The 21,780-nt window shown below is 64.9% G+C and carries 12 protein-coding genes and 1 pseudogene; 5 read left to right on the forward strand and 8 right to left on the reverse strand.

Translation table 11 applies throughout. From position 1 onward, the window contains the following. Positions 1-233, reverse strand: a pseudogene (locus tag Q0H50_RS00005) (glutamate synthase subunit beta); the annotation flags it as partial. A gap of 3 nt (positions 234-236) precedes the next feature. Then, a complete protein-coding gene (gltB, locus tag Q0H50_RS00010; protein ID WP_294418085.1) occupies positions 237-4,955 on the reverse strand; it encodes a glutamate synthase large subunit in 4,719 nt (1,572 codons plus the stop codon). A 400-nt stretch (positions 4,956-5,355) separates the two neighbouring features. On the opposite strand from gltB, the gene Q0H50_RS00015 reads away from it, so the two are divergent. After that, the gene (locus Q0H50_RS00015) at positions 5,356-7,701 is read left to right on the forward strand and encodes a hypothetical protein (RefSeq protein ID WP_294418086.1); all 2,346 of its coding nucleotides are present in this window, start codon (positions 5,356-5,358) and stop codon (positions 7,699-7,701) included. Positions 7,702-7,861: 160 nt separating this feature from the next. Here Q0H50_RS00015 and Q0H50_RS00020 read toward each other — a convergent pair whose 3' ends face one another. From Q0H50_RS00020 to Q0H50_RS00035, 4 genes are all read right to left on the reverse strand, one after another. Next, positions 7,862-8,605: a TlyA family RNA methyltransferase gene (locus tag Q0H50_RS00020; protein ID WP_294418088.1), complete on the reverse strand. Its 744-nt coding sequence runs from the start codon at positions 8,603-8,605 to the stop codon at positions 7,862-7,864. A gap of 341 nt (positions 8,606-8,946) precedes the next feature. Beyond that, complete coding sequence (locus Q0H50_RS00025; RefSeq protein WP_294418089.1) at positions 8,947-10,002, reverse strand: aspartate-semialdehyde dehydrogenase; 1,056 nt, start codon at positions 10,000-10,002, stop codon at positions 8,947-8,949. Positions 10,003-10,177: 175 nt separating this feature from the next. Continuing rightward, the gene (locus Q0H50_RS00030) at positions 10,178-11,458 is read right to left on the reverse strand and encodes an aspartate kinase (protein ID WP_114620166.1); all 1,281 of its coding nucleotides are present in this window, start codon (positions 11,456-11,458) and stop codon (positions 10,178-10,180) included. 181 nt (positions 11,459-11,639) lie between these two features. Next, a complete protein-coding gene (locus Q0H50_RS00035; protein ID WP_294418091.1) occupies positions 11,640-12,971 on the reverse strand; it encodes an NCS2 family permease in 1,332 nt (443 codons plus the stop codon). Between the two features lie 1,887 nt (positions 12,972-14,858). On the opposite strand from Q0H50_RS00035, the gene Q0H50_RS00040 reads away from it, so the two are divergent. Further along, entirely contained in the window at positions 14,859-15,617 is a 759-nt protein-coding gene (locus Q0H50_RS00040) for a hypothetical protein (RefSeq protein ID WP_294418093.1), read from the forward strand. Positions 15,618-16,691: 1,074 nt separating this feature from the next. On the opposite strand, the gene Q0H50_RS00045 is transcribed toward Q0H50_RS00040, so the two are convergent. Beyond that, a complete protein-coding gene (locus Q0H50_RS00045) occupies positions 16,692-17,930 on the reverse strand; it encodes an MFS transporter (RefSeq protein ID WP_294418094.1) in 1,239 nt (412 codons plus the stop codon). 191 nt (positions 17,931-18,121) lie between these two features. Here Q0H50_RS00045 and Q0H50_RS00050 point away from each other — a divergent pair, with 191 nt between their 5' ends. The 3 genes from Q0H50_RS00050 to Q0H50_RS00060 all read left to right on the forward strand — a co-directional run bounded on the left by Q0H50_RS00050 (position 18,122) and on the right by Q0H50_RS00060 (position 21,019). Then, entirely contained in the window at positions 18,122-19,078 is a 957-nt protein-coding gene (locus Q0H50_RS00050; RefSeq protein ID WP_294418095.1) for a zinc dependent phospholipase C family protein, read from the forward strand. Between the two features lie 169 nt (positions 19,079-19,247). Beyond that, positions 19,248-20,189, forward strand: a complete 942-nt coding sequence (locus Q0H50_RS00055; protein ID WP_294418096.1) for a trimeric intracellular cation channel family protein — start codon at positions 19,248-19,250, stop codon at positions 20,187-20,189. 200 nt (positions 20,190-20,389) lie between these two features. Next, positions 20,390-21,019 (forward strand): DUF47 family protein, encoded by a 630-nt coding sequence (locus tag Q0H50_RS00060; RefSeq protein WP_294418097.1) that lies wholly within the window; start codon positions 20,390-20,392, stop codon positions 21,017-21,019. 92 nt (positions 21,020-21,111) lie between these two features. Here the strand turns inward: Q0H50_RS00060 and Q0H50_RS00065 are convergent, their stop codons facing one another. Next, positions 21,112-21,771 (reverse strand): MBL fold metallo-hydrolase, encoded by a 660-nt coding sequence (locus Q0H50_RS00065; protein WP_294418098.1) that lies wholly within the window; start codon positions 21,769-21,771, stop codon positions 21,112-21,114. Positions 21,772-21,780 lie beyond the last annotated feature (9 nt).

Genomic DNA, 21,780 nt, shown 5'->3' on the forward strand with positions numbered 1-21,780 from the left:
TTCCACTCGGGAATCAGGTTATGCAGCGGGCAACCGGAAGGCCTTGCCTTCCCAAACGGCGCTCCCACCTGGCAAAACGCCACGCCGCATGCCATGCAGCGGCTTGCCTGCACGCGCGTCCGCTCCTCAGGCACCGGCTCGTACAGCTCGTCGAAATCGCGGGTTCGCTCTTGCACGGGACGCAGGCTGTGGGCGCAGCGGCCGTGTTCCAAAAATGCTCCGGGCTTTCCCATCTCCTACTTCCCTTCCGTCATGGCATCGAATGCGATCTGCAGCGCATCGGTGCGCGATTTGCCTGCCGCCTCAGCCTCGGCCACCACGGTCATCACACGCTCGTAATCGCGCGGGATGACCTTCACGAAGTGGCGCTTCAGCGTGTTGAACTGGTACAGCAGCTTGATGCCGCGCGGGCTTTGCGTGCGCTCGGCGTGCTCCTCGATCAGGCTGCGGATCAGCTCAATCTCGTCGGCGGAAGGCTCGCACAGGCGCACCATGTCCAGGTTGCAGTTGGCCGCCAGCGTGCCGAACTTGTCGTACACGTAGGCCACGCCGCCGGACATGCCAGCCGCGAAGTTCGGCCCGACCTCGCCCAAGATGAGCGCCACGCCGCCGGTCATGTACTCGCAGCCGTGGTCGCCCACGCCCTCCACCACCACGGTGGCGCCGGAGTTGCGCACGGCGAAGCGCTGGCCGGACAGGCCATTGACGAAGCCCTTGCCGCTGGTGGCGCCGTAGAACGCCACATTGCCGATGACCACGTTCTCGTCGAACTTGTACGTGGCCGTCTCGGGCGGGCGCACCGTCAGGATGCCGCCGGAGAGACCCTTGCCGAAGTAGTCGTTGGCGTCGCCGGTGATGTTGAGCGTCACGCCGCAGGGCAGAAACGCGCCGAAGCTCTGGCCGCCGGAACCGTCGCAGTCGACGGTGATCGACCCCTCGGGCAGGCCCTCGGGATGCTGGCGCGTCACCTGGCTGCCCAGCATGGTGCCCACGCAACGGTTCACGTTGTCGATGTCGGCACGGAAGCGGATGGGCTCCAGGTGCTCGCGCGCGCTGGCCGTGTACGGGATGAACAGCGTGGCGTCGAGCGACTTGTCAAGCTGGCAGTCCGCCGCCATGGACGGCAGGAAGTGACGCCCGTCCGCGCCGGGGATGGCGCGGCCGAACTCGCAGGTCGCGGGCGCCAGCATGTCGGACAGGTCCATCTCGTTGGCCTTCCAGTTGCCGGGCACCTCCACCTGGCGCAGGCACTCGGGATGGCCGACCATCTCGTCGACGGTGCAAAATCCCAGCTCAGCCATGATCTCGCGCAGCTCCTCGGCCACGAACATCATGAAGTTCACCACGTACTCGGGCTTGCCGGCAAAGCAGCCGCGCAGCTTGCAGTTCTGCGTGGCGATGCCCACCGGGCAGGTGTCCTGCTGGCAGTCGCGCTGCATCATGCAGCCCATGGCCACCAGCGGCATGGTGGCGAAGCCGAACTCCTCGGCGCCGAGCAGCGCCGCCATGGCCACGTCGCGGCCGCACATGAGCTTGCCGTCGGTCTCCACCACCACGCGGCTGCGCAGGCCGTTGCGCAGAAGCGTCTGCTGGGTTTCGGCCAAGCCGATCTCGAACGGGATACCCGCATGGTAGATGGAATCGCGCGGGGCTGCGCCCGTGCCGCCGTTGTGGCCGGCGATGGTGATCTTGTCCGCGCCGCCCTTCGCCACGCCGGTGGCGATGGTGCCCACGCCCGCCAGCGCGCACAGCTTCACGGACACGCGCGCATTGGGGTTGGCGTTCTTCAGGTCGAAGATGAGCTCCGCCAGGTCCTCGATGGAGTAGATGTCGTGATGCGGCGGCGGGGAGATCAGGCCCACGCCCGGCGTGGAACGGCGAACCTCCGCGATCCACGGGTACACCTTCTTGCCGGGCAAGTGGCCGCCCTCGCCGGGCTTCGCGCCCTGCGCCATCTTGATCTGGATCTCGATGGCGCTCGACAGGTAGCGGCTGGTCACGCCGAAGCGGCCCGACGCCACCTGCTTGATGGCGCTGCACTTGCTGTCGCCGTTGGCCAGCGGCGTCTCGCGCGCCGGGTCCTCGCCGCCCTCGCCGGTGTTGCTGCGACCGCCCAGACGGTTCATGGCGATGGCCAGGCATTCGTGCGCTTCCTTGGAGATGGAGCCGTAGCTCATGGCGCCGGTGTTGAAGCGCTTGACGATCTCGCTCGCGGGCTCGACCTCTTCGAGCGGCACCGGCTGGCGCGTGGGCGCGAAGTCCATGAGGTCGCGCAGCGTGACCGCGCGCCCGGGCACGTGGCACGCGGCGCTGTATTCGCGGAACAGGTCGTAGTCGCCCTCGCGGCAGGCGCGTTGCAGCAGGTAGATGGTCTGCGGGTTGATCAGGTGCTCTTCGCCGCCAAGCGGACGCCACGCGGTGACGCCGAGCGTGGGAAGCTGCTCGGGCGAGGGGCTCTTCTCCAGGGCCAGGGCGCTGTCGTAGCGCTCGTTAAGCTCGCGCTGCACGCCGGCGACGTCCAGGCCGCCGATGCGCGTGGAGGTGTGCGTGAAGTACTTCTCCACCAGGGAATCGTCCAGGCCCAAGATCTCGAAGATCTGCGCGCTGTGGTAACCCTGCATCGTGGAGATGCCCATCTTCGACATGATGGAGGTGATGCCGGCCACAACGGCGCGGTCGTAGTTGGCCACAGCCTGATCGCCCGGGATGGAGATCTCGCCGCGCTCGCACAGGTCGCGGATGCACTCGTGGGCCGCATACGGGTAGATGCCCGACGCGGAATAGCCCACCAAGCAGGCGAAATCGTGTGCACGCATCGCGTCGCCGGTCTCCACGATCAGGTCGGCGTCGGTGCGCAGGCCCACGGCGATCAGATGGTTGTGCACGGCCGCCAGCGACAGCAGGCTGGGGATGGGCACTTCGCCTTCCGCCGTGCGGTCGGTCAGCACGACCAGGTTCACGCCATCGCGCACCGCCTGCTCGACATCGGCGCACAGCTCATCGAGCGCCGCCGCGAGAGCGCCCTCGGCGGCATCGCGGTCGTAGGCGCACACGAAACGCTGCGTTTTGAAGCCGACGCGATCGATGGCGCACAGGCGGTCGAACTCGTCATGCGTGAGCATCGGGCTTTCCAGGCGCACCAGGCGGCACGTGTCGCGGCAGTCCTCGAGCATGTTGCCGTGATTGCCCACGTACAGCACGCTGCTGGTGACGAAACTTTCGCGCAGCGCGTCGATCGGCGGGTTCGTGACCTGGGCGAACAGCTGGTTGAAGTAGTCGAAGAAGCTGCGCTGGCGCTTCGACAGGCACGCCAGCGGGGCGTCGGTTCCCATGGACGCCAGCGGCACCTTGCCCTGCTCGGCCATGGGGCGCACCAGCTCCTGCACGTCGTCGTAGTGGTAGCCCAGCTTCGCCAAACGGCGCGTGAAGCCCACGTTCGCGTCGCGCTCGGCGGGCAGCTTGCCGGGCGCCGGGGCCTCCAGGTCGTCGACGGCCAGCGTCTCCTCGTCCAGCCAATCGCGGTACGGCTTCTCGTTGGCGTAGCGGTTGCGGATCTCATCGTTCCAGATGACGCGGCCCTGGCCCGGGTCCACCTCCAGCATCTCGCCGGGGCCCAGGCAGCCGGCCTGCAGCACGTTGGCCGGGTCGACATCGATGGTGCCCACCTCAGACGACAGGATCAGCCAGTCGTCGCGCGTGACGTAGTAGCGCGCCGGGCGCAGGCCGTTGCGGTCGAGCGCAGCGCCGAGCATGCGGCCGTCGGTGAACGCGATGGCCGCCGGGCCGTCCCACGGCTCCATGAGCATGGACTGGTACGCGTCGTAGGCGCGGCGCTTGTCGGAGATGCGGTCGTTGTGGTCCCATGGCTCGGGGATCATCATGGTGACGGCGCGGTCGAGCGGACGGCCGTTCATGGTCAGGAACTCCAGCACGTTGTCGAGGATCGCCGAATCCGAACCCTCGCGGTTGATGATCGGCAGCACTTGTCGCAGGTCATCGCCCAGCGCCGGGCTGTACAGCTTCGGCTCGCGGGCGCGCGTCCAGCTGATGTTGCCGCGCAGCGTGTTGATCTCGCCGTTGTGGATGATGTAGCGGTTCGGATGCGCGCGCTCCCAGCTGGGCGTGGTGTTCGTGGAATAGCGCGAATGCACGAGCGCCAGGCTGGTCTCCACCGCCGCGTCGTTGAGGTCGATGAAGAAGCGGCGCATCTGCGTGGCCACCAACATGCCCTTGTACACGATGGTGCGCGACGACATGGAGCACACGTAGAAGATCTTGCCCTCAAGCGCCGGGTTGGCGTCGGCGGCGCGCTCGATGGTGCGGCGGCACACGTACAGCTTGCGCTCGAACGCCTGACCTGCGTCGACGTCGGCGGGGCGGCGCAGGAACGCCTGCAGGATGGTGGGCATGCACGTCTGCGCGGTGGAGCCGAGGTCGTGCGGATCGACGGGCACCTCGCGCCAGAACATCAGCGGGATGCCGCACTTCGCGCAGCCTTCCTCGAACGTGCGCTTCGCATCGCGCACGCCCGTGGGGTCGTCATGCGGGAAGAAGAGCATGGCCACGCCGTAATCGCCCTCGTCGGGCAGAAGCTGGCCTTCCTTCTGCGCTTCCTTGCGGAAGAAACGATGCGGGATCTGGAACAGCACGCCGGCGCCGTCGCCGGTGTTGCGTTCCAAGCCGGTGCCGCCGCGGTGTTCAAGGTTCACCAGCACGGAAAGCGCGTCGTCGAGCATGGCGTGGCTGCGCTGGCCCTTCAGGTGGGCAAGCGCGCCGATGCCGCACGCGTCGTGCTCGTAGCTGGATCGGTAGAGGCCGGGCGTGCGCGTTGCGGTTGCCGCCGGAGCGGCATGCGTGCAACCGGCCGTTTCGTTCGCGCATTGCGCGCCGGTGAAACCAGCGGCCGCCCCGGTTTCGCGGGCTGCCTCGGCTTGTTCGGTAAGTTCAGCGTTCATATGCGGTCCTTCGTCTGCGATGATAAGACCGCCCGAGAACATGAGCGGCCCGCATTCAGTGTGCAGGCCGCGTGTTACGCGATTATTTCCACCGCCGCGCTTAACCAGCTGGAAACAGCATCGTTCGAAACCCGAAACATGAGGGCAACGCCGCCCATAGCCGATGACCGCGAGCGAACGGGCAAGGGCAACGCCGCACATCTTCGCGGCTAGCCCGCACTGCCTCCCGTCGCTGCCCGCCGTCGGTAACCGCAAGCAAACAGGCAAGGGCAGTCCGCCCTTCTTCACGCCTGGCACGGGACGCCGCCCGCCGCCGAAAAAGGTGGGCATCCCCCTTCCGGAAGCGAGTACGCGTGTCATATCATGTGCGCAACGTTTTCACCTTCGGGGAGGAGCCCCTATGACAAGCTTCGACGCTCGACCCGCCGGGAACGGCCTCACCCGCCGCACCATGATCAAAACGTCCGCCGTGCTCATCGGCTCGTGCGCGCTCGGTTTCACGGGCGTCACCTCGCTCGGATGCAGCGCGGACAACAACGGAGGCGGCGCTTCCTCAAACGAGTCCGACCAGGTAACGCTGCACGTCGAGGACCAGCGTTTCTTCATCGACGGCGACACCGAGGGAACCGCGTTCTCGGGCGCGGCGCTTTCCCTGGTCCCGAACCTTGCCGACGGCACCATAGCGCTCTGCTATCGCGATGGCGAAAACCCCGACCCCTGCTGTACGACGCTGGCGTCGCTTGGGTCCCCGGTCATCGTGACGGGAACGCTGCGCATGCTCAACGTCGACGGCGTGAACTCCGACGGCGTCGTTTCCATCCAACCTGATGCGGCGATCGGCGTTTTGAGCCTCGGCTCGATCAAGACCGCCGATATCGAGGGATCGGTCGACCATCTCATCGTCGTCGGCAAAAGCGACGCCGTCGCGCATGACGGCGCGCGCATCGGGCAGGCAACGCTGGGCGATTCGTGCGCCGACCTGGTCATCAACGCGAACAGCTCCGTGGGCGACGTCGACGCGCCCTTCGAGGCCCAGGTGTCCGGCGAAGGAGCCGGCAGCGCGCGCGTGACCATCACCGGCGACGAAGGCGCCGCCGAGCAGCGCCACGGCACGCTGCTCGAGGCCGCGAACGACGATACGGCCTGGGAGGACGCCATCGCCGCCCTAGCCGGCACCGCAACCGTCCAGCAGGCGAAGGCTCCCGTTGGCAGCGGCGCTTCCGCAACCGCCGCCAGCACCACCGCCCCCGCCAACCCCTTCGCCCCTCAAACCGCCTACGCGGACGAGGCTGCAAGCGACGTCGTCATCGACACGGAGGATACGGCCGACGACGACAACGACGAGAACCTGCTGTCCTTCACGCCCGGGGAGCCCCTGGAAACCGACAGCGAGCCCGACATGTCATCCGACGATCAACCGGCCGAGGACTTCCAGCAAGATGTGGCCGCGCTGACCGCGGAAGACCCCGCCCCCCAGGCCGACGTCGCGATCGAGGCCATCGACCTGCTGATCGCCGGCCTGAAATTCATCGGCGAGCAGACGGCGGGGCGCGCCTTCGAGTACGGGAGCTCGTCGCTGCTCGAGCTGGTGTTCGGCGGCGACGACGAATCGGCGCAGATCATCTCGAAGCTTACCGAGATCCAAGGGCAGCTCGACGACATCGAGCGCGAGATCGCGCAGGTCATAGCCCAATTCGACAAGCAGGCCTGTTACCTGCAGGTGAACAATTACCTCAGCAAGTTCTCCGCCGAGATGCGATGGGACCTCTCGAAGCTCAGCAGCATGACGGAATCCATCGACGCGCTGCCCGACGGGGAAGAGAAGGAAGCCCGCCGCAAGGAGTTCGCCGAGAACCTGTACTCGAACCCCCGCTACCAGGTGTGCGGCAGATACGTTTACGACATGGCCGGCGTCCTGGGCAACGAGATCATGCAGTGCTACACCGGCACGAACAAGAACCTGTTCGGCGCGTTCGACGAGCTCATGGTGCTGAGTTACAAATGGGAGCACCACGGATACGAGATGCGCGCCAACTTCCAAAGCTCGGTGCTGTCGAATTTCATGGCGCTCATCAACTACTCGACGTTCTGTCTCAACGAGCACTACCTTGTCATCAAGGACGACCCCGAGAAGAAGACCGAGCTTGCCGAGTGGCTGGGATTTTGGAAGGGCCTGTTCGGAACCGCCACCCTGCCCCAGTCGGCGATGGCGTTGCTTGCCGAGGACGACGATGCCGACGGCGCCGCAACGGGCGTCGCCAACGAGGTTGCGGCGATGGCCACCGCGCAAAAACTGGTGAAACGTGCCGACAACATCCGCTACTACCAGGTGCCGGGACATCAGGTGCAGATCGCCGCCAACGCCGCGAACGTGCGCACGACCGAGGGCGGCGGCCTGACGCAAAAGCAGCTCATGAAAGATTCCGCAGGTCATTGCGTTCTCACGCAAGATCAGCTGGTCAACATGTACCTTGACTACGGCAAGAAGAAAACGCTCACGGAAATCCTGTTCGGCGAAGGCGAGGGCAACCTTGCCGCGCCGCGCAACACGGGCGTCCCCTTTGTCGCCTATCAGCTGCCGCTTATCGAAGAACGCCAAATGAAGCATCCGTCGCATCTCTATCGCTACAAATACTATGCGCCCATCGTGAACAACGACGGGACGACCAGCCGCGCATATGTGGCGTTACACGACCACGGCAAGCGCATATTCAACTTCACGGGCATCGCCGTGTACCGCGTGTAGACGGGTTGCGCGCGCCGAGGCGTGGGCGATGCCGGCATACCCACGAGCGCGAGCGTCGACATGAGCGCACGCCAACACGCCCGCCCACACGCAAAGCCAACGCCAAACGCAAGCATAACAACGCAGCGCGCGCCCGAACTCGGGCGCGCCTCGCTGGCATTTATCCTTGGAAAACTGCCCGCACCAGGTACTCCACGTTGCCTTCGTGGCCGGTGATAGGGCTTTCGGTGACGCCCGTGCATTCGAAGCCGGCGGCTTCCAGGGCCGCGCGTACTTCGTCGACCGTACGCAAGCGCACGGCCTCGTCGCGCACGATGCCGTGGTCGGTTTCGTCGTGCTGGCTTTCGAACTGGGGCTTGATCAGGCCGATGAAGATGGTGCCCGCCTGCGCGAAGCGCGCGAACGTGGGCGCCAGCGCCGCCAGGCCGATGAAGCTGAGGTCAGCCACCAGCAGGTCGAACGGCGTGCCCAGCTCGGCGGGGTCGGCCAGCTTGATGTTGGTGCGCTCGAACACCGCCACGCGCGGGTCTTGGCGCAGCTTCCACGCCAGCTGCCCGTAGTTCACGTCCACGCACGCCACGCTGCCGGCGCCGGCCTGCAGAAGACAATCGGAGAATCCGCCCGTCGAGCTGCCGATGTCCATGCAGCGCATGCCCGAAACGTCCTGCCCGAACGCATCGAGCGCGCCCTGCAGCTTGTGTCCGCCGCGCGAGACGAACTTCTTGCGGCCCTTCACCACGATGTCGGCATCGGGCGCAACCTTGATGGCGGCGCTGGTGACGTACACGTCGTCCACCTTCACCTCATGCGCCAAAACGGCGCGCAGCACGGTGCCGGCGTCGGGGAACACCCCCTGTTCGACCAGCAGCTCATCCAAGCGTATCTTTTTCGGTTTCTTAGTCATGCGGCCCATTATAGCGAAAGACCTCGTCAACCCCGCAAGCAAACGCACCGTCCCACCGGAATACCGCCCGCAGGCGCTCGACTCCCACGCCCTGCGAGAACCTTCGGCGGTTTTGCGGCGCCAGCGAAACAGGAAGGCTCCGTCGGCATCGCGAAAACGCCTTTCGCGAGAGGTTGCCGCCTTATCGGAAAGCCGAAGGGGGCGCGTCGTCGATCAAAAGACGAGCATCAAGAAGACCCCTCCCAAAAACACGGGGAGCTGCGGCTTCGTGCCGCAGCTCCCCGTTAGCGTTTCATAAGCTGTTCGAGCAGACCCTTTCGAGCGTACCCTTCGCCGTTTCCCTACTCCTGCGGAAGCAGCAGCTGAGCGATCTGCACGGCGTTGAGGGCCGCGCCCTTGCGGATCTGGTCGGCGACGACCCACATGGCCAGGCCGTGCTTGACCGTGGGGTCGCGGCGGATGCGGCCGACGTAGGTGTCGTTCGTGCCGGCCAGCAGGCCCGGCATGGGATACACGTCGTTGGCGGGGTCGTCCATGACGGTGACGCCCGGCGCGGCGGCAAGCGCCTCGCGAGCGGCCTCGGGCGGCACATCGCCGACGAACTCGACGTTGATGGACTCGCCGTGGCAGCGCAGCACGGGCACGCGCACGCAGGTGGCGGCCACCTGCACGCCCTCGTCGCCCATGATCTTCTTCGTCTCCGCGACCATCTTCCACTCTTCCTTCGTGGAATCGTCGTCCAGGAACACGTCGATGTGCGGGATGGTGTTGAACGCGATACGGTGCTTGAACGCCTTGATGGTCAACTCGTCCTCGGGCTTGCCGTCCAGGAACTCGCGCGTCTGATCGTAGAGCTCGGCCATGGCCGGGGCGCCGGCGCCGGATGCGGCCTGATACGTGGAGACCACCACGCGGGTGATGCGCGCCAGGTCGTAGAGCGGCTTGAGCGCGACCACCATCTGGATGGTGGAGCAGTTCGGGTTGGCGATGACGCCGTTATGCCAGCTCACGTCGCCGGGGTTCACCTCGGGCACCACCAGCGGCACGTCCTCGTCCATGCGGAACGCGCTGGAGTTGTCGATCATGACGGCGCCATGGGAGACCACGGCCTCGCGCATGGCCTTCGACACGGAGCCGCCGGCGGAGAACAGCGCGATGTCGACGCCCTCGAACGACTCGGGGGTCATCTCCTGCACGGTCAGCTCGCCTGCGGGAACCTGGCCGCAGCCCTTGAACGGCAGCTTCTTACCGGCGGAACGCGCGGAGGCCAGCGCGATGACCTTCGACGCGGGGAAATCCAGGTCGTGCAGCACATTCAAGAACTCGTTGCCGACGGCGCCCGTAGCGCCGCAAACCGCAACCACCGGGTTAGCCGGCATAACTTTCGTCCAAGCCATGAGGTCCTCCTCGTTCACGTTCCGGGTTGATATATCGTCAAGATGGGTGCTTTTGCGCCCCATATTGCCTTGGGGGATGTGCGCCGGCCCCTGCCTGCGCGCAATGGGAAAGGAGCCGCGGGATGCTTCTCACCCCCGCGGCTCCAAGCGGTCCGTTCGCCGTATGGCGGCCAGACTACCTGCCCTTGTTCATCTTCGCGGCGATCTCCTCCGCGGACAGCTGCGTTTCCTCGAACACGCTGTCGGAGTCCAGGCCGAACGCCGTGTGCAGGCAGCGCACCGCGGCAGCGGTCTGGGCGCCGTCGACCACCACGGACAGGCGGATGGGCGACGTGGAGATGGCCAGGATGTTAATGTTGTTCTCGCCGAGGGTCTGGAACGCCTTGGCGGCGATGCCGGGGCTGGACTTCATGCCCGTGCCCACGATACTGACCTTGGCGATGTCCTCGTCGACCACGTACTCGCGCGCGTTGACGTCGGGAAGGATGCGCTCGACCGTTTCGCAGGCGCGCTTCTCGTCGGCGCCCGGGCAGGTGAAGCTGATGTCGGTGATGCCGTCCTCGGACACGTTCTGGATGATCATGTCCACGCTCACCTGGTTGCCGGCCAAGGCGCTGAACAGCTTGGCGGCCACGCCGGACATGTCGGGCACGCCGCGAATGGTGACCTTCACTTCCGACGTGTCGTGTGCGATGCCGGTGATGACGGCTTCCTCCATCATGTCGGTTTCCTCCTTGACATAGGTGCCCTCGGCGTCGGAGAACGCCGAACGGGAATGGATGACCACGTTGTACTTGCGGGCGAACTCGACGGCGCGCATCTGCAGGACGCCGGCGCCGGAGCCGGAGAGCTCCAGCATGTCGTCGTAGTTGATGACGTCGAGCTTCTTCGCGCGCGGGCAGATGCGCGGGTCGGCGGTGTAGACGCCGTCCACGTCGGAGTAGATCTCGCACACGTCGGCGTTCAGGCCGTGCGCCACGGCCACCGCCGTGGTGTCGGAGCCGCCGCGGCCGAGCGTGGTGATGTCGCCGTCGGCGTCGACGCCCTGGAAGCCGGCGACGACGGCGATGGCGCCGCGCTCGAGCGCATCGCGCACGCGCTCGCTGTGCACCATGACGATCTTCGCCTTGTTGTGGAACTTGTCGGTCTCAATGCCAGCCTGGCGGCCGGTGAAGCTCATGGCCTTGTAGCCGCGCGCCTCGATGGCCATGGCCAGAAGCGACATGGACACCTGCTCGCCGGTGGAGAGCAGACGGTCCATCTCGCGCAGCGGCGGGTTGTCGTTGAGCGCGGCGGCCAGGCCCACCAGCTCGTCGGTGGTCTTGCCCATGGCGGACACCACGGCGACCACGTCGTGGCCGGCCTGCTTCTTCGCGATCAGCTTCTTCGCAACCATTTGGATGCGCTCGGGGCTTGCAACGGACGTGCCCCCGAATTTGCATACGATTAGCGACATGCGTTTCCTTTTTCGGACGGGGTTTCGATTGTCTGCCACTATAGCAAACAACCTCGTAACCACCGCGTCAAACGATGGTTGCGAGGTTGTTTTTTCACAGCGAACGTATGGACGAGCTGGCGATATCGGGCCGAACGGCAGCGCATTATCGGTTTGCGGGATAGCGGGAGCAACCCGCCGTTTACGAGAACGCGATGAACGTGAACAGGAATGCCGCGGACACGATCCACATGAGCGGCTTGACGTCGCGCCAATGGCCCTGCGTCACCTTCACCACCACGTAGGTGATGAAGCCGAAGCCGATGCCGTTGGTGATGGAATAGGTGAACGGGATGCCCATGATGGTGACGAACGCGGGGATGGCCGCCTCGAGGCTTCCCCAGTCGATCTTGCCGATGTCGCTCATCATAAGGTAGCCCACGACCACCAGCGCGCCGCACGTGGCCGAGCTGGACACCATGCCGATGATGGGAGCCAGGAACGCGCAGACGAAAAACGCCAGGGCCACCACGATGTTGGACAGGCCCGTGCGCGCGCCGGCCGACGCGCCCGAGGTGGATTCGGCGAACGAGGTGATGGAGCTCGCGCCGACGAAGCCGCCGACGATGGCGCCCACGGAGTCGACCATGAGGATCTCGCGCGTGTTCTCCACGTTGCCGTCCTCGTCGACGAAATCACCCTGCTGGCCCACCGCCATCATCGTGCCCATGGTGTCGAAAAAGTCGCTCATGAGCAGGCTGAACACGAACATGAGCAGCACCGGCTGCACGAACACCTGCGCGATGGCCAGGCCGCTGCCGTCGGGCAGCTGCTGGAACGGGGCGCACAGCGCGCTGAAGTCGGGGACGAAGTCGAACTCGGTGGGCAGTGCCGTGACGCCGAGCGGGATGCCCACGATGGTGGCCGCCACGATGGAGATGAGCAGGCCGCCTTTCGTGCCGCGCACCGTCAATATGATGGCAAGCGCGATGGATACCACGGACACCACGGCGGTGGGCTCGGTCAGGCTGCCCATGGTGACGAGCGTGGAGGAGTCGGGCGCCAGGATGCCGCCGCCCTTCAGGCCGATGAACGCCACGAACAGGCCGATGCCGATGCCGATGGCCTGACGCAGCGCCACGGGGATGGCATCCATGACCGCCTCGCGCAAACCCATCATGACCAGCACCAAGATGATGACGCCCTCCAAGAACACCACGCCCATGGCGATGCGCCAGTCGAGCCCCATCGACCCGCACAGCGTGAAGGCGACGATGGCGTTGATGCCCATGCCCGACGCCAACGCGATGGGGCGGTTGGCGATCAGGCCCATGGCCGCCGTCATGACCGCGGCGCCGAAGCACGTCGCCGTGAGGGCGGCGTTGAACGGGATGCCCGCCGCCTCCATCATGGCGGGGTTGACCGCCACGATGTATGCCATGGTCAGGAAGGTGGTCAGACCCGCCATCACCTCCGTGCCCAGCGAGCTGCCGCGCTCGCCTACCTTGAAGAAACGCTCGATAGCCGCTTCCATTCCGCCCTTTCCCTTCCCGGATGCACGCATTGCGACGCACCCCTCTTCCTTCCGCGCCCTCACAGCGCGGCGGCCGCCCACGCAAACGCACGGGCGGCCGGGGTCGAATCATCACATGCGGAAAAAACCGCAACCGTTACAGTAACACACACGGGGGGGCAGGCGACGCAACCCAAGCGGCGGGAGGGCCAGGCGAGAGGGCGAGCTGCAAGGGACGGCATGGCGGGCAGCGAAATGCCCGGGCAACAGGGCGAGGTGCAAGAGGCGACACGGCGGGCAGCGGACGCGGGCGACGCAACGCAGGAGGCGAAACGCCCAGGAGCAGGGCGAACTGCAAGGGAAAGTCGGGCGGCGAACGCGGGCGGCGAAACACCCCGGGCAAGAGGGCGAGCTGCAAGGGACGGGCGAGGCGGCCGGCAGCATCCCCGATCCCCGCACATGCTCGCCAACAGGCGCTTCGCCCGATTCCACGCCAAAAAGCCCGCCGCCGCCAAATGTCCGAAAGAACGCCGGCAAAAGCTTCCCTTTGGTATCGGGCCGTAGCGAGCATGCTAGCGAGAACTCCATCTATGCCGAGTCGCAAGCGGGGCCAGAAGGGTTCCTTTCGCCATCCCAAGCAAATGCGCAAGTCGGCATGCGCTCGGCGCGGGGCAACATACGCTCAGTACAAGCCGAATCACGCTTGGCAAGGGCCGACTCACCCCAACGCGGACCGACACGCGCTCGACAAGGGCCGACGCACGCTCGGCGCAGGCCGGCTCATGCTCAGGGAGGGCTAGCTCACCTCCAACGGGGGCCGATGCGCCCCCAACGAGGACGATGCACGCTCAGCGCGGGCCGCGAAACGTTTGCAAGGAAGGTTTTTCGCGTTTCGCGGCTCAAATCGCTTGTTTTCCAGAAGTTAGCTTTGGGACTAATCAACGGATCCCGACCGAGCCCGAAGCGACAACGCTCTCACCAGGCATTATCTTCTCGTCATGCCGCAGGCGCCCGAGAAAAGGCGCTCGAAGCCCGCCAATCCATCGGCAAACATTCGGAAAACTCGCATTTTGAGACACAATCGGCCAATTTCCTTCCCAAAGCCAGAGCCGCACGCCCCGGCGCCCCTCCTTCCCAAAGCCAGAGCCGCACGCCGCAGCGCCCCTCCTTCCCCAAAGCCAGAGCCGCACGCCCCGACGCCCTCTTTTCGCGAAGCCGAAGAACAGTGCGTCGCGAAGGCATCGAACCTCATCACGCGCCAACCACACGCGAAGAAACCGAAAGCTTTCCGAAGCTCAAACTCCCCGAGAAACGCCGCCACGCAGTCGGCGACGGAGTCCGCTGCATCCCCGCAGGATTTCATGGCGAAGCATCTTTCCGCATCCCGCTCACCGCACGCCGATGCGCTTTGCACCAGGATGCCCAGCCGCACTTCAACGCTCTTTCCCGGGAAACCCAGCCCGTTCTGCCCCTAGACACCCAGCCGCATGCCGATCCGTCTCTTCACCGCATCTTCGCAATCGGAGGCGTCGGCGAACACAACGAAGGGCTTTGCGCCCTCCCGCGTTACGAATCGGTGTCAAGGACGACCGCCACGTCGACGCAGTCGCGCCCGAAAGATATGGTTCACAGACTTGAAGGATAGGAGCGGAGACTCGAAAGACGGGGACGGAAGGGGGCGCAATGACGGCGAAGGGCGCGGACGCTCATGGACTCATAACGCTTCACGGATCGAGCGCGCTGCAATACTGGGCTTTTGCGCGGCGCTCATGCGAAAACCGAGAGCAGCTCCTGGGAACGGCGAAAACCCGCTGGGCGGACACGAAGCTGGCGCTGGAATCGGCATCCGTCAAGCCTCCTACCCGGCTGCGCGATGCGCCGCCGGAATGCACGGCACCCCTGCACGTCATGATCACCGACAAGCACGCCCGCACGGAAAGCGCGTCAGTCGTCACGCACCTGCGAACCGCCGCGCTGCCGCCGAGTTCGCTCGTGCGCATAGGGCAGGGATACGCTGCAGCTTCGCCAGAGTTGGCATTTACCCAGATGGCGAAGCGGCTTAGCCTCACGCAGCTGGTCACGCTCGGATTCGAGCTTTGCGGGACGTACGCCTCCTTCGGCCAAAAGGAAACCTCCTATCACGCCATTCCGCTGACAAACGTCGCGAAGCTGTCCGGCTTCATTGAGAAGTCGGGCAGCTTTCAGGGCAAACAAGCCGCACGACACGCGATGCGGCACATCATCGACGGGTCGGCGTCGCCTCGCGAGACGCAGCTGGCAATGATGCTTGCGCTTCCCTATCGCCTCGGCGGCTATGGGCTTCCCAACCCGAGGCTCAATTACGCCGTTCGCCCGCCGAAACATCTTGGCGCAAAAAGGCGGTACATACTTGACCTGTATTGGCCGGAGCTGAAGCTCGACGTCGAATACGATAGCGACGCGTTCCACGCGCACGAGGAGAAGATGCTGCTCGATGGCCGACGGAGAGCTGCACTCGAGGCCATGGGGATCACGTCCGTCAACGTCGCTTCGGGACAGGTGCGCAACAGCGGAGCGTTCAACGAGCTTGCGAAACAGCTAGCCGTTCTGGCGAACCACAGGCTGCGCTACAAAGACCCCGATTTCACGAAAGCGCATCTAAAACTGCGCGATGAGCTGGGGGTATGAGGGCGATGGAGAGCCGACAAGGAGAAAGCGAAGAAATCGCGCAGATGGCGCATCTTCACGAAAGCGCATCTTCGACTGCGCGATGAGCTGGGGGTATGAGGGCGATGGAAGAGGGTTGCCGCCGAAGCGGGTAATAAGGGGAATACACGGAAGAAGAAGCCCGGACAACAAGCCGCGCGCAGCGCCATATCCAACGGGAAAGCGCAGATGGTCACGGGTTCGCAGAGGCGCACCTTCGACTGCGCGATTGCCTGGGGGCTTGGGGGCGATTGCGAGAAGGTGGATTCCGGAGGAAGTGTCGCATACGAGGATACTGGCGAACGGCAATAGCTCGCAAATCTTCTCATCCACCCCATCCCCTTGCCAAGCACGATAAAGACGCGTAAAGGAGCAGGGAAAAGCCTCGCAAACAGCATCGCACACAAACGGCATCCGCCGACCAAACGGGACACGAGCTTTCGCGGCCTCGCGCAGAAGCACCGCTCACGGCGCGGCATCCACTGGGCGAGCGAACACGTTGGCCTGCGGGAGTGCGCAAAGGTCCGCAGGCTTCGAGTCGCAATCACGTCTGTCCCCTGCCGCTCGGAAAGGCTGTTCGCGTTTTCATCGGAAGACCGCGCTGGCCATGGTGCTTTATGCGGAAGCTCGCGAGCTTCGCCCCGAAATCGTAATCGCGCTTGTCGCGAGAGCCCCATGCGACAACTCGCCCGCTTCACGGCAACCTCATCGCCGAGCTCACGGCTCACGCTTATCGCTAGGGAAGGTTTTTCGCTTTTCGTGTCACAGATTGCGAGTTTTCCGAATTTGATGACACGATTCGCCAAGGATTCCGAGTGCGAAAACAATCGAAGACGTCTCTTCCCTGCGTTTCCCCAGGTCACGCGCTTCCCGCCATCAGTGCGAAGCGAGTAAGCGGCGCCTAAAATTCGGAAAACTCGCAATCTCAGCCATATTTCCGCAAAATCCTTCCCGAAGAAAGGGCGAACCACAAGGGACGGCATGGCGGACGGAGGACGCAAGCAGCGAAACGCCCGGGTAAGGAGGCGAGGTGCGAGCAAACGCAAGCGGGGACGGTTAGCGGGCGGGCTCCTCCGGCATCTTCCAGAGCAGGACGAAGCCGACGATGAACAGCACGGCCACGCTGAGGACGCCGTAGCTGCTCGAGCCCGTGAGCTGGGTGAACACGCTTACCAGCAGCGTGCCCATGATGGTGGCGTACTTGCCAAAGATATCGAAGAAGCCGTAGTACTCGTTGGCATTCTCCTTCGGGATGAGCTTGCCGAACTCGCTGCGCGACAGCGCCTGGATGCCGCCCTGGAACAGGCCCACGCACACGGCCAGCACCCAGAACTCGGCGGCGGAGCGCAGGAAGAACGCGGCGAACAGCGTGATGCAGAAGTACGCGAACACCGCGATCAGCAGCATGCGCTTGGTGCCGAAGCGCCCGGCCAGGCGCCCGTAGGCGATGGCCGACGGGAACGCCACGAACTGCGTCACCAGAAGCGCCAGCACCAGCTGCGTGGAATCGATGCCCAGGTCGGTGCCGTAGCTGGTGGACATGGTGATGATGGTGTGCACGCCGTCGATGTAGAAGAAGAACGCCAGCATGTACATGAGCAGGCGCTTGTCGCGGGCGATCTTCTTGCACGTGCCCGCCAGGCCCTTGAGCGTGTGACGGAACAGGTGCGCCTCGCGCGGCTTGAAATGCGTCTGGTGCACGTCGCGCAGCACCGGCACGGAAAACACCAGCCACCACACCGCGGTGATGACGAACGAGATGCGGATGCCGTCAAGCTGCCCGATGCCGAAGCTGCTGCCGAACAGCACGATGACCAGGCACACGATGAACGGGATGCACGAGCCGATATAGCCCCATGCGTAGCCCTGAGACGAGACCTCGTCGTAGCGATCCTGCTCGGTGGCGTCGACCAGGAACGCGTCGTAGAACACCAGCGATGCGTTGAGCATGACCGACGAGAACACATATATGACCAGGAACACCATGGCGTTGCCGGGCACGCCCATGACCGCAAGCGATACCGCGCCCGTGCCGATGGTGCCCGCAAGGAACTTCTTCTTGTTGCCCTTCAGATCGGCCAGGCTGCCCAGAAACGGCATGAGCAGCGCAAGCGCCAGCGAGGCCACCGTGGTCGCATAACCCCAGGCCACCACCGCGGACGACCCAGGTTCGGCGATGGCCGAGAAATAGATGGGGATGAGCGTTGCCGCCAACATGACGTACGCGGAGTTTCCCACGTCGTACAAAACCCAGCTGCGCTCGCGTTTCGACAGGCTTCGAAGGCCCAATCCCATGGCTGCTCCTTGCTATCGGCGAGGCCCGCGCCGCCCGCGGGAACCCGCCGACGCGCAGGCCCGTGCGGTTTCAAACACCGAATCGTGCATGTACGTTGAACGCCGCCGAGCGGCGCGCAATCCATTGTATATGATGGCTATAATCGTCCACGTAAAATGAATGTCAGCCACACGAGAAACGGGGACACGGAATGCCAGCAATCATCACCCATGATTTCTTCGGACGCGACGTGTACGACGCGTTGTTCCAGACCATCGGCGGATCGCGCGACGAAGCCGACGCGTTCCTGCTGGGAAACCAGGGCCCCGACCCGCTGTTCTACGCGGTGGCCGACTTCCGCGCCACGGCCTATCACAAGCTGGGCAACACCATGCACAGCCAAAAGCCCGCCGAGCTGCTGGCGGCGCTGAAGGATTCCCTCGGCGTCCTGGATCCCGAGGAGAAGCCGCTCGGGCGCGCCTACGCGCTGGGGTTCCTCTGCCACTACGCGCTCGACTCCACCGTCCACCCGCTGGTGTACTGCCACGAGCACGCGCTGTGCGACGCGGGCGAGCCGGGGCTGACGCGCGATGACGGCGGCGAGGTGCACGGCGTCATCGAAAGCGAGCTGGACGAGATGGTGCTGTTCGCCAAGCGCGGCGACACCGTGGCCACGTTCAACCCCTCGCGCGAGATCCTGCACGCAAGCGAGGCGGTGCTCGTCGCCGTGTCGAAGATGTACGCCTACCTGGCCCTGAACGTGTACGGCGAAGTGATCCCGCACAACCTGTTCCGCCTGTCGGTGCAGGGCTTCCGCCTGGTGCAGCGCCTGTTCTGGTCGCCCACCGGCATCAAACGCGACCTCATCGGCCGCATCGAGCGCCTGACGCGCCCGCATTCGTTCTACCAGTCCATGAGCCACCGCCCGGTGGCAACCGCCGAAAGCGTGTTCGACAACCACGAGCACGCCGCCTGGACCAACCCCTTCACCGGCGACGTGCGCACCACCGGCTTCTGGGACCTTTACGATCAGGCGCAGTACAAGGCGAAGAACCTGATCGCCGCGTTCGACCAGCCGGGCTTCACCGCCGAGCGCACGCGCGAGCTGACCGGCGAGCTGGACTTCTCCGGCCGCCCCACGCAAGCCCAAGTGCTGGCAGTGGAATAGCGGACTGCGGCCGGCATGGGCGCCTCGCGCGGCAACGTCCGCCCGCGGCGCAGCCGCGCGACCGTTCCGCACACCGACCCCGACAAAACCCGAACGTCCCAACATCCGCCCGCAGCGATGCGGGCGGCAACCTCATCCTATATAACGACTCCCATATGAAAGGGTATTCATGCTGGAAGTAGCCCTGGCTATCCCCTATTGGCTCGAGCTCGCCGCAACCATTTCGGGCGCCATCTTCGGAGCGCTCAGCGCGGTACGGGCGAAATACGACATCTTCGGCGTGTGCTGCATCGCCATCGTGGTCGGCCTGGCCGGCGGCATCACGCGAGACATCCTGCTGCAGGATTACGGCATCTACGCCTTCCAGAAGCCGAACCTGATCCTCGCCTGCATCGCCGCCGGTATCGTGGCGTTCTACTTCAGCAAGCTCATGACGTACTTCGACCCGTTCATGGACTTCCTGGACAACCTATCGGTGGCGCTGTGGGCCATCATCGGCACGGGCAAGGCGCTCTCCGCCGGCCTTGACCTGGTGCCCGCCGTCATCCTTGGCACCATCACCGCAAACGGCGGCGGCATCGTGCGCGACATCTGCATGAACCGGGAACCGGAGGCGTTCCAAGCGGGCACGGTGTACGTGAGCGCCGCGTTCATCGGCGCGCTCGCCTTCGCCATCATGAAGCAGAACCACCTGCTCGACCAGTATGCGGCCATCACGTGCGTCGCGCTGGTCATGGGCATCCGCTACGCCTCGCTGGCGTTCGGCTGGCGAACCCGCCCGGCGCGTGACTACTCCGACGTGGTCACGCAGGCCGTCGCCCAGCCGGTCAAGCGCATGGCCAACCGCGTGCGCGCCCGTCGCCGCCCCACCGGCTTCCAGGCCCAGACCACCGGCCTCACCGGCCCCATCCCACCGGTTACCGCCAAGGGCGTCACCGGCAGCATGCCGCCCATCACTTCCCCGAGCGCAACCGGCAGCATGACCCCCATCGCATCCGACGGCCCGTCGTCGGATAGCGCCTTGGGCAACGGCGTTACCAGCACCGACGGCGAGAACCGCTGCTATCCGGAAAGCGACGACCAGCCCCCGCGCCCCGAGAGCGAGACGTAAGGAGCCGGCCGGCCGCGCCGGCAGCTGGGGCATCCGCCCCAGCTGTTGCGGAAACGGGGCTTCAAATATAACGGGATGATGACGGTTCGCGTCTTTCGCAACGCCGCCGTGGATTCACCGTTTCCCGCACGTTAACTTGCGTTACACTTTGGAATCGCACGTGCGAACGTGGTAGGTACTTGTTCTTAGAAGGAGACCCCATGGGCAGGAAGCACAAGTTCGACTATTTCGGCGCATTCGAGCAGCACTCGAAGCTGGCCGTCGCCGAGTCGGAGTTGCTGGTTGAGACCATCGAGCAGTTCACGGAAGCATCCGCGCTGCAAGAGAACACGCAGAAGGCGCACGAGATCGAGCACGAGGGCGACACGATCAACCACAAGATCTTCAAGACGGTCGCCACCGACTTCATCACCCCCATCGACCGCGAGGACATCATCGAGATGTGCCAGGCGCTCGACGACATCGTCGACGACATCGAAGACGTCATGCAGCGCTTCTACATGTACGACATCCACTTCATGCACGACCAGGCCCTCGAGTTCGCGAAGCTCATCCAGGGCAGCTGCGAGGCGCTCGACAACGCCATGTGCGACTTCCGCAACTTCAAGAAGTCGAAGAACTTCGTGCATCTCATCGTGAAGGTCCACGACCTCGAGGAGCAGGCCGACCAGCTCTACACCCAGGTCATCCGCAACCTGCACGTGAACGACTGCGACAACCCCATGCGCGTGTACGTGTGGACGAACCTGTTCGACAGCATGGAAGCCTGCTGCGACGCATGCGAGCTTGCGGCCGACGTCATGAACACCATCATGCTGAAGAACGTGTAGGCGCAAGCCGCACAAACCCATAGCAACGCGAAAGGCCCGCTCACGCGGGCCTTTCTCATGCGGTTGCAAGGTTGCGGCCAGGCCGCTGCGCCTTATGCGTAGAAGGCGAACACGCGGCGACGCTCGCCGCCGATGGTGGTCAGGTTGCCGTGGCCGGGCAGGACCACCGTATCGTCGGGCAGGACCGCCAGGCGCTTGAGCGACTTGCGCATGGCCGACATGCTGCCGCCGCTGAAATCGGTGCGGCCGATGGAGCCGAAGAACAGCGTGTCGCCGGCGATGAGGACCGGCTTGGCGTCCAGGCGCTCGGTGAGCGAGGAGTCCAGGAACAGGCACATGCTGCCCTCGGTGTGGCCGGGGGTGCTGATGACCTTCCACGGCATGTTGCCGATCTTCACCACGTCGCCGTGGTTGACGCGCTGGTCGACCGGGCATGCGGGGAACTTCTGGTCATCGCGCGGCACGGGCGTGTCGCCGCAGATCATGTCGGCGTCGATGGCCGAAGCGATGACCGTGGCGCCCGTAAGGCTGCGCAGCTCGGCTGCCGCTGCCACGTGGTCGGAATGGCGATGCGTCAGCACGATGGCGTCGAGCTTGCGCCCGCCAAGCGCCGCCGCGATCTTCTTCGCATCGCTTGCGGGGTCCACCACGAAGGTGGCGGAGCCGTCCGACACGACGTACACGTTGGTCTGATACGGTCCTAGAACCAGGAACGCTGCGTCGACGCACGTTCCCTTCACCTTATATGCCATGTTGTCCTC

It is taken from the genome of uncultured Senegalimassilia sp. (genome assembly GCF_934632265.1).
Classification (GTDB): Bacteria; Actinomycetota; Coriobacteriia; order Coriobacteriales; family Eggerthellaceae; genus Senegalimassilia.

What these genes read in the sequence shown, in the direction of transcription:
- gltB (WP_294418085.1), bottom strand. Translation starts at nt 4,955, where the DNA reads ATGAACGCTGAACTTACCGAACAAGCCGAGGCAGCCCGCGAAACCGGG.
- Q0H50_RS00015 (WP_294418086.1), top strand. Translation starts at nt 5,356, where the DNA reads ATGACAAGCTTCGACGCTCGACCCGCCGGGAACGGCCTCACCCGCCGC.
- Q0H50_RS00020 (WP_294418088.1), bottom strand. Translation starts at nt 8,605, where the DNA reads ATGACTAAGAAACCGAAAAAGATACGCTTGGATGAGCTGCTGGTCGAA.
- Q0H50_RS00025 (WP_294418089.1), bottom strand. Translation starts at nt 10,002, where the DNA reads ATGGCTTGGACGAAAGTTATGCCGGCTAACCCGGTGGTTGCGGTTTGC.
- Q0H50_RS00030 (WP_114620166.1), bottom strand. Translation starts at nt 11,458, where the DNA reads ATGTCGCTAATCGTATGCAAATTCGGGGGCACGTCCGTTGCAAGCCCC.
- Q0H50_RS00035 (WP_294418091.1), bottom strand. Translation starts at nt 12,971, where the DNA reads ATGGAAGCGGCTATCGAGCGTTTCTTCAAGGTAGGCGAGCGCGGCAGC.
- Q0H50_RS00040 (WP_294418093.1), top strand. Translation starts at nt 14,859, where the DNA reads ATGATCACCGACAAGCACGCCCGCACGGAAAGCGCGTCAGTCGTCACG.
- Q0H50_RS00045 (WP_294418094.1), bottom strand. Translation starts at nt 17,930, where the DNA reads ATGGGATTGGGCCTTCGAAGCCTGTCGAAACGCGAGCGCAGCTGGGTT.
- Q0H50_RS00050 (WP_294418095.1), top strand. Translation starts at nt 18,122, where the DNA reads ATGCCAGCAATCATCACCCATGATTTCTTCGGACGCGACGTGTACGAC.
- Q0H50_RS00055 (WP_294418096.1), top strand. Translation starts at nt 19,248, where the DNA reads ATGCTGGAAGTAGCCCTGGCTATCCCCTATTGGCTCGAGCTCGCCGCA.
- Q0H50_RS00060 (WP_294418097.1), top strand. Translation starts at nt 20,390, where the DNA reads ATGGGCAGGAAGCACAAGTTCGACTATTTCGGCGCATTCGAGCAGCAC.
- Q0H50_RS00065 (WP_294418098.1), bottom strand. Translation starts at nt 21,771, where the DNA reads ATGGCATATAAGGTGAAGGGAACGTGCGTCGACGCAGCGTTCCTGGTT.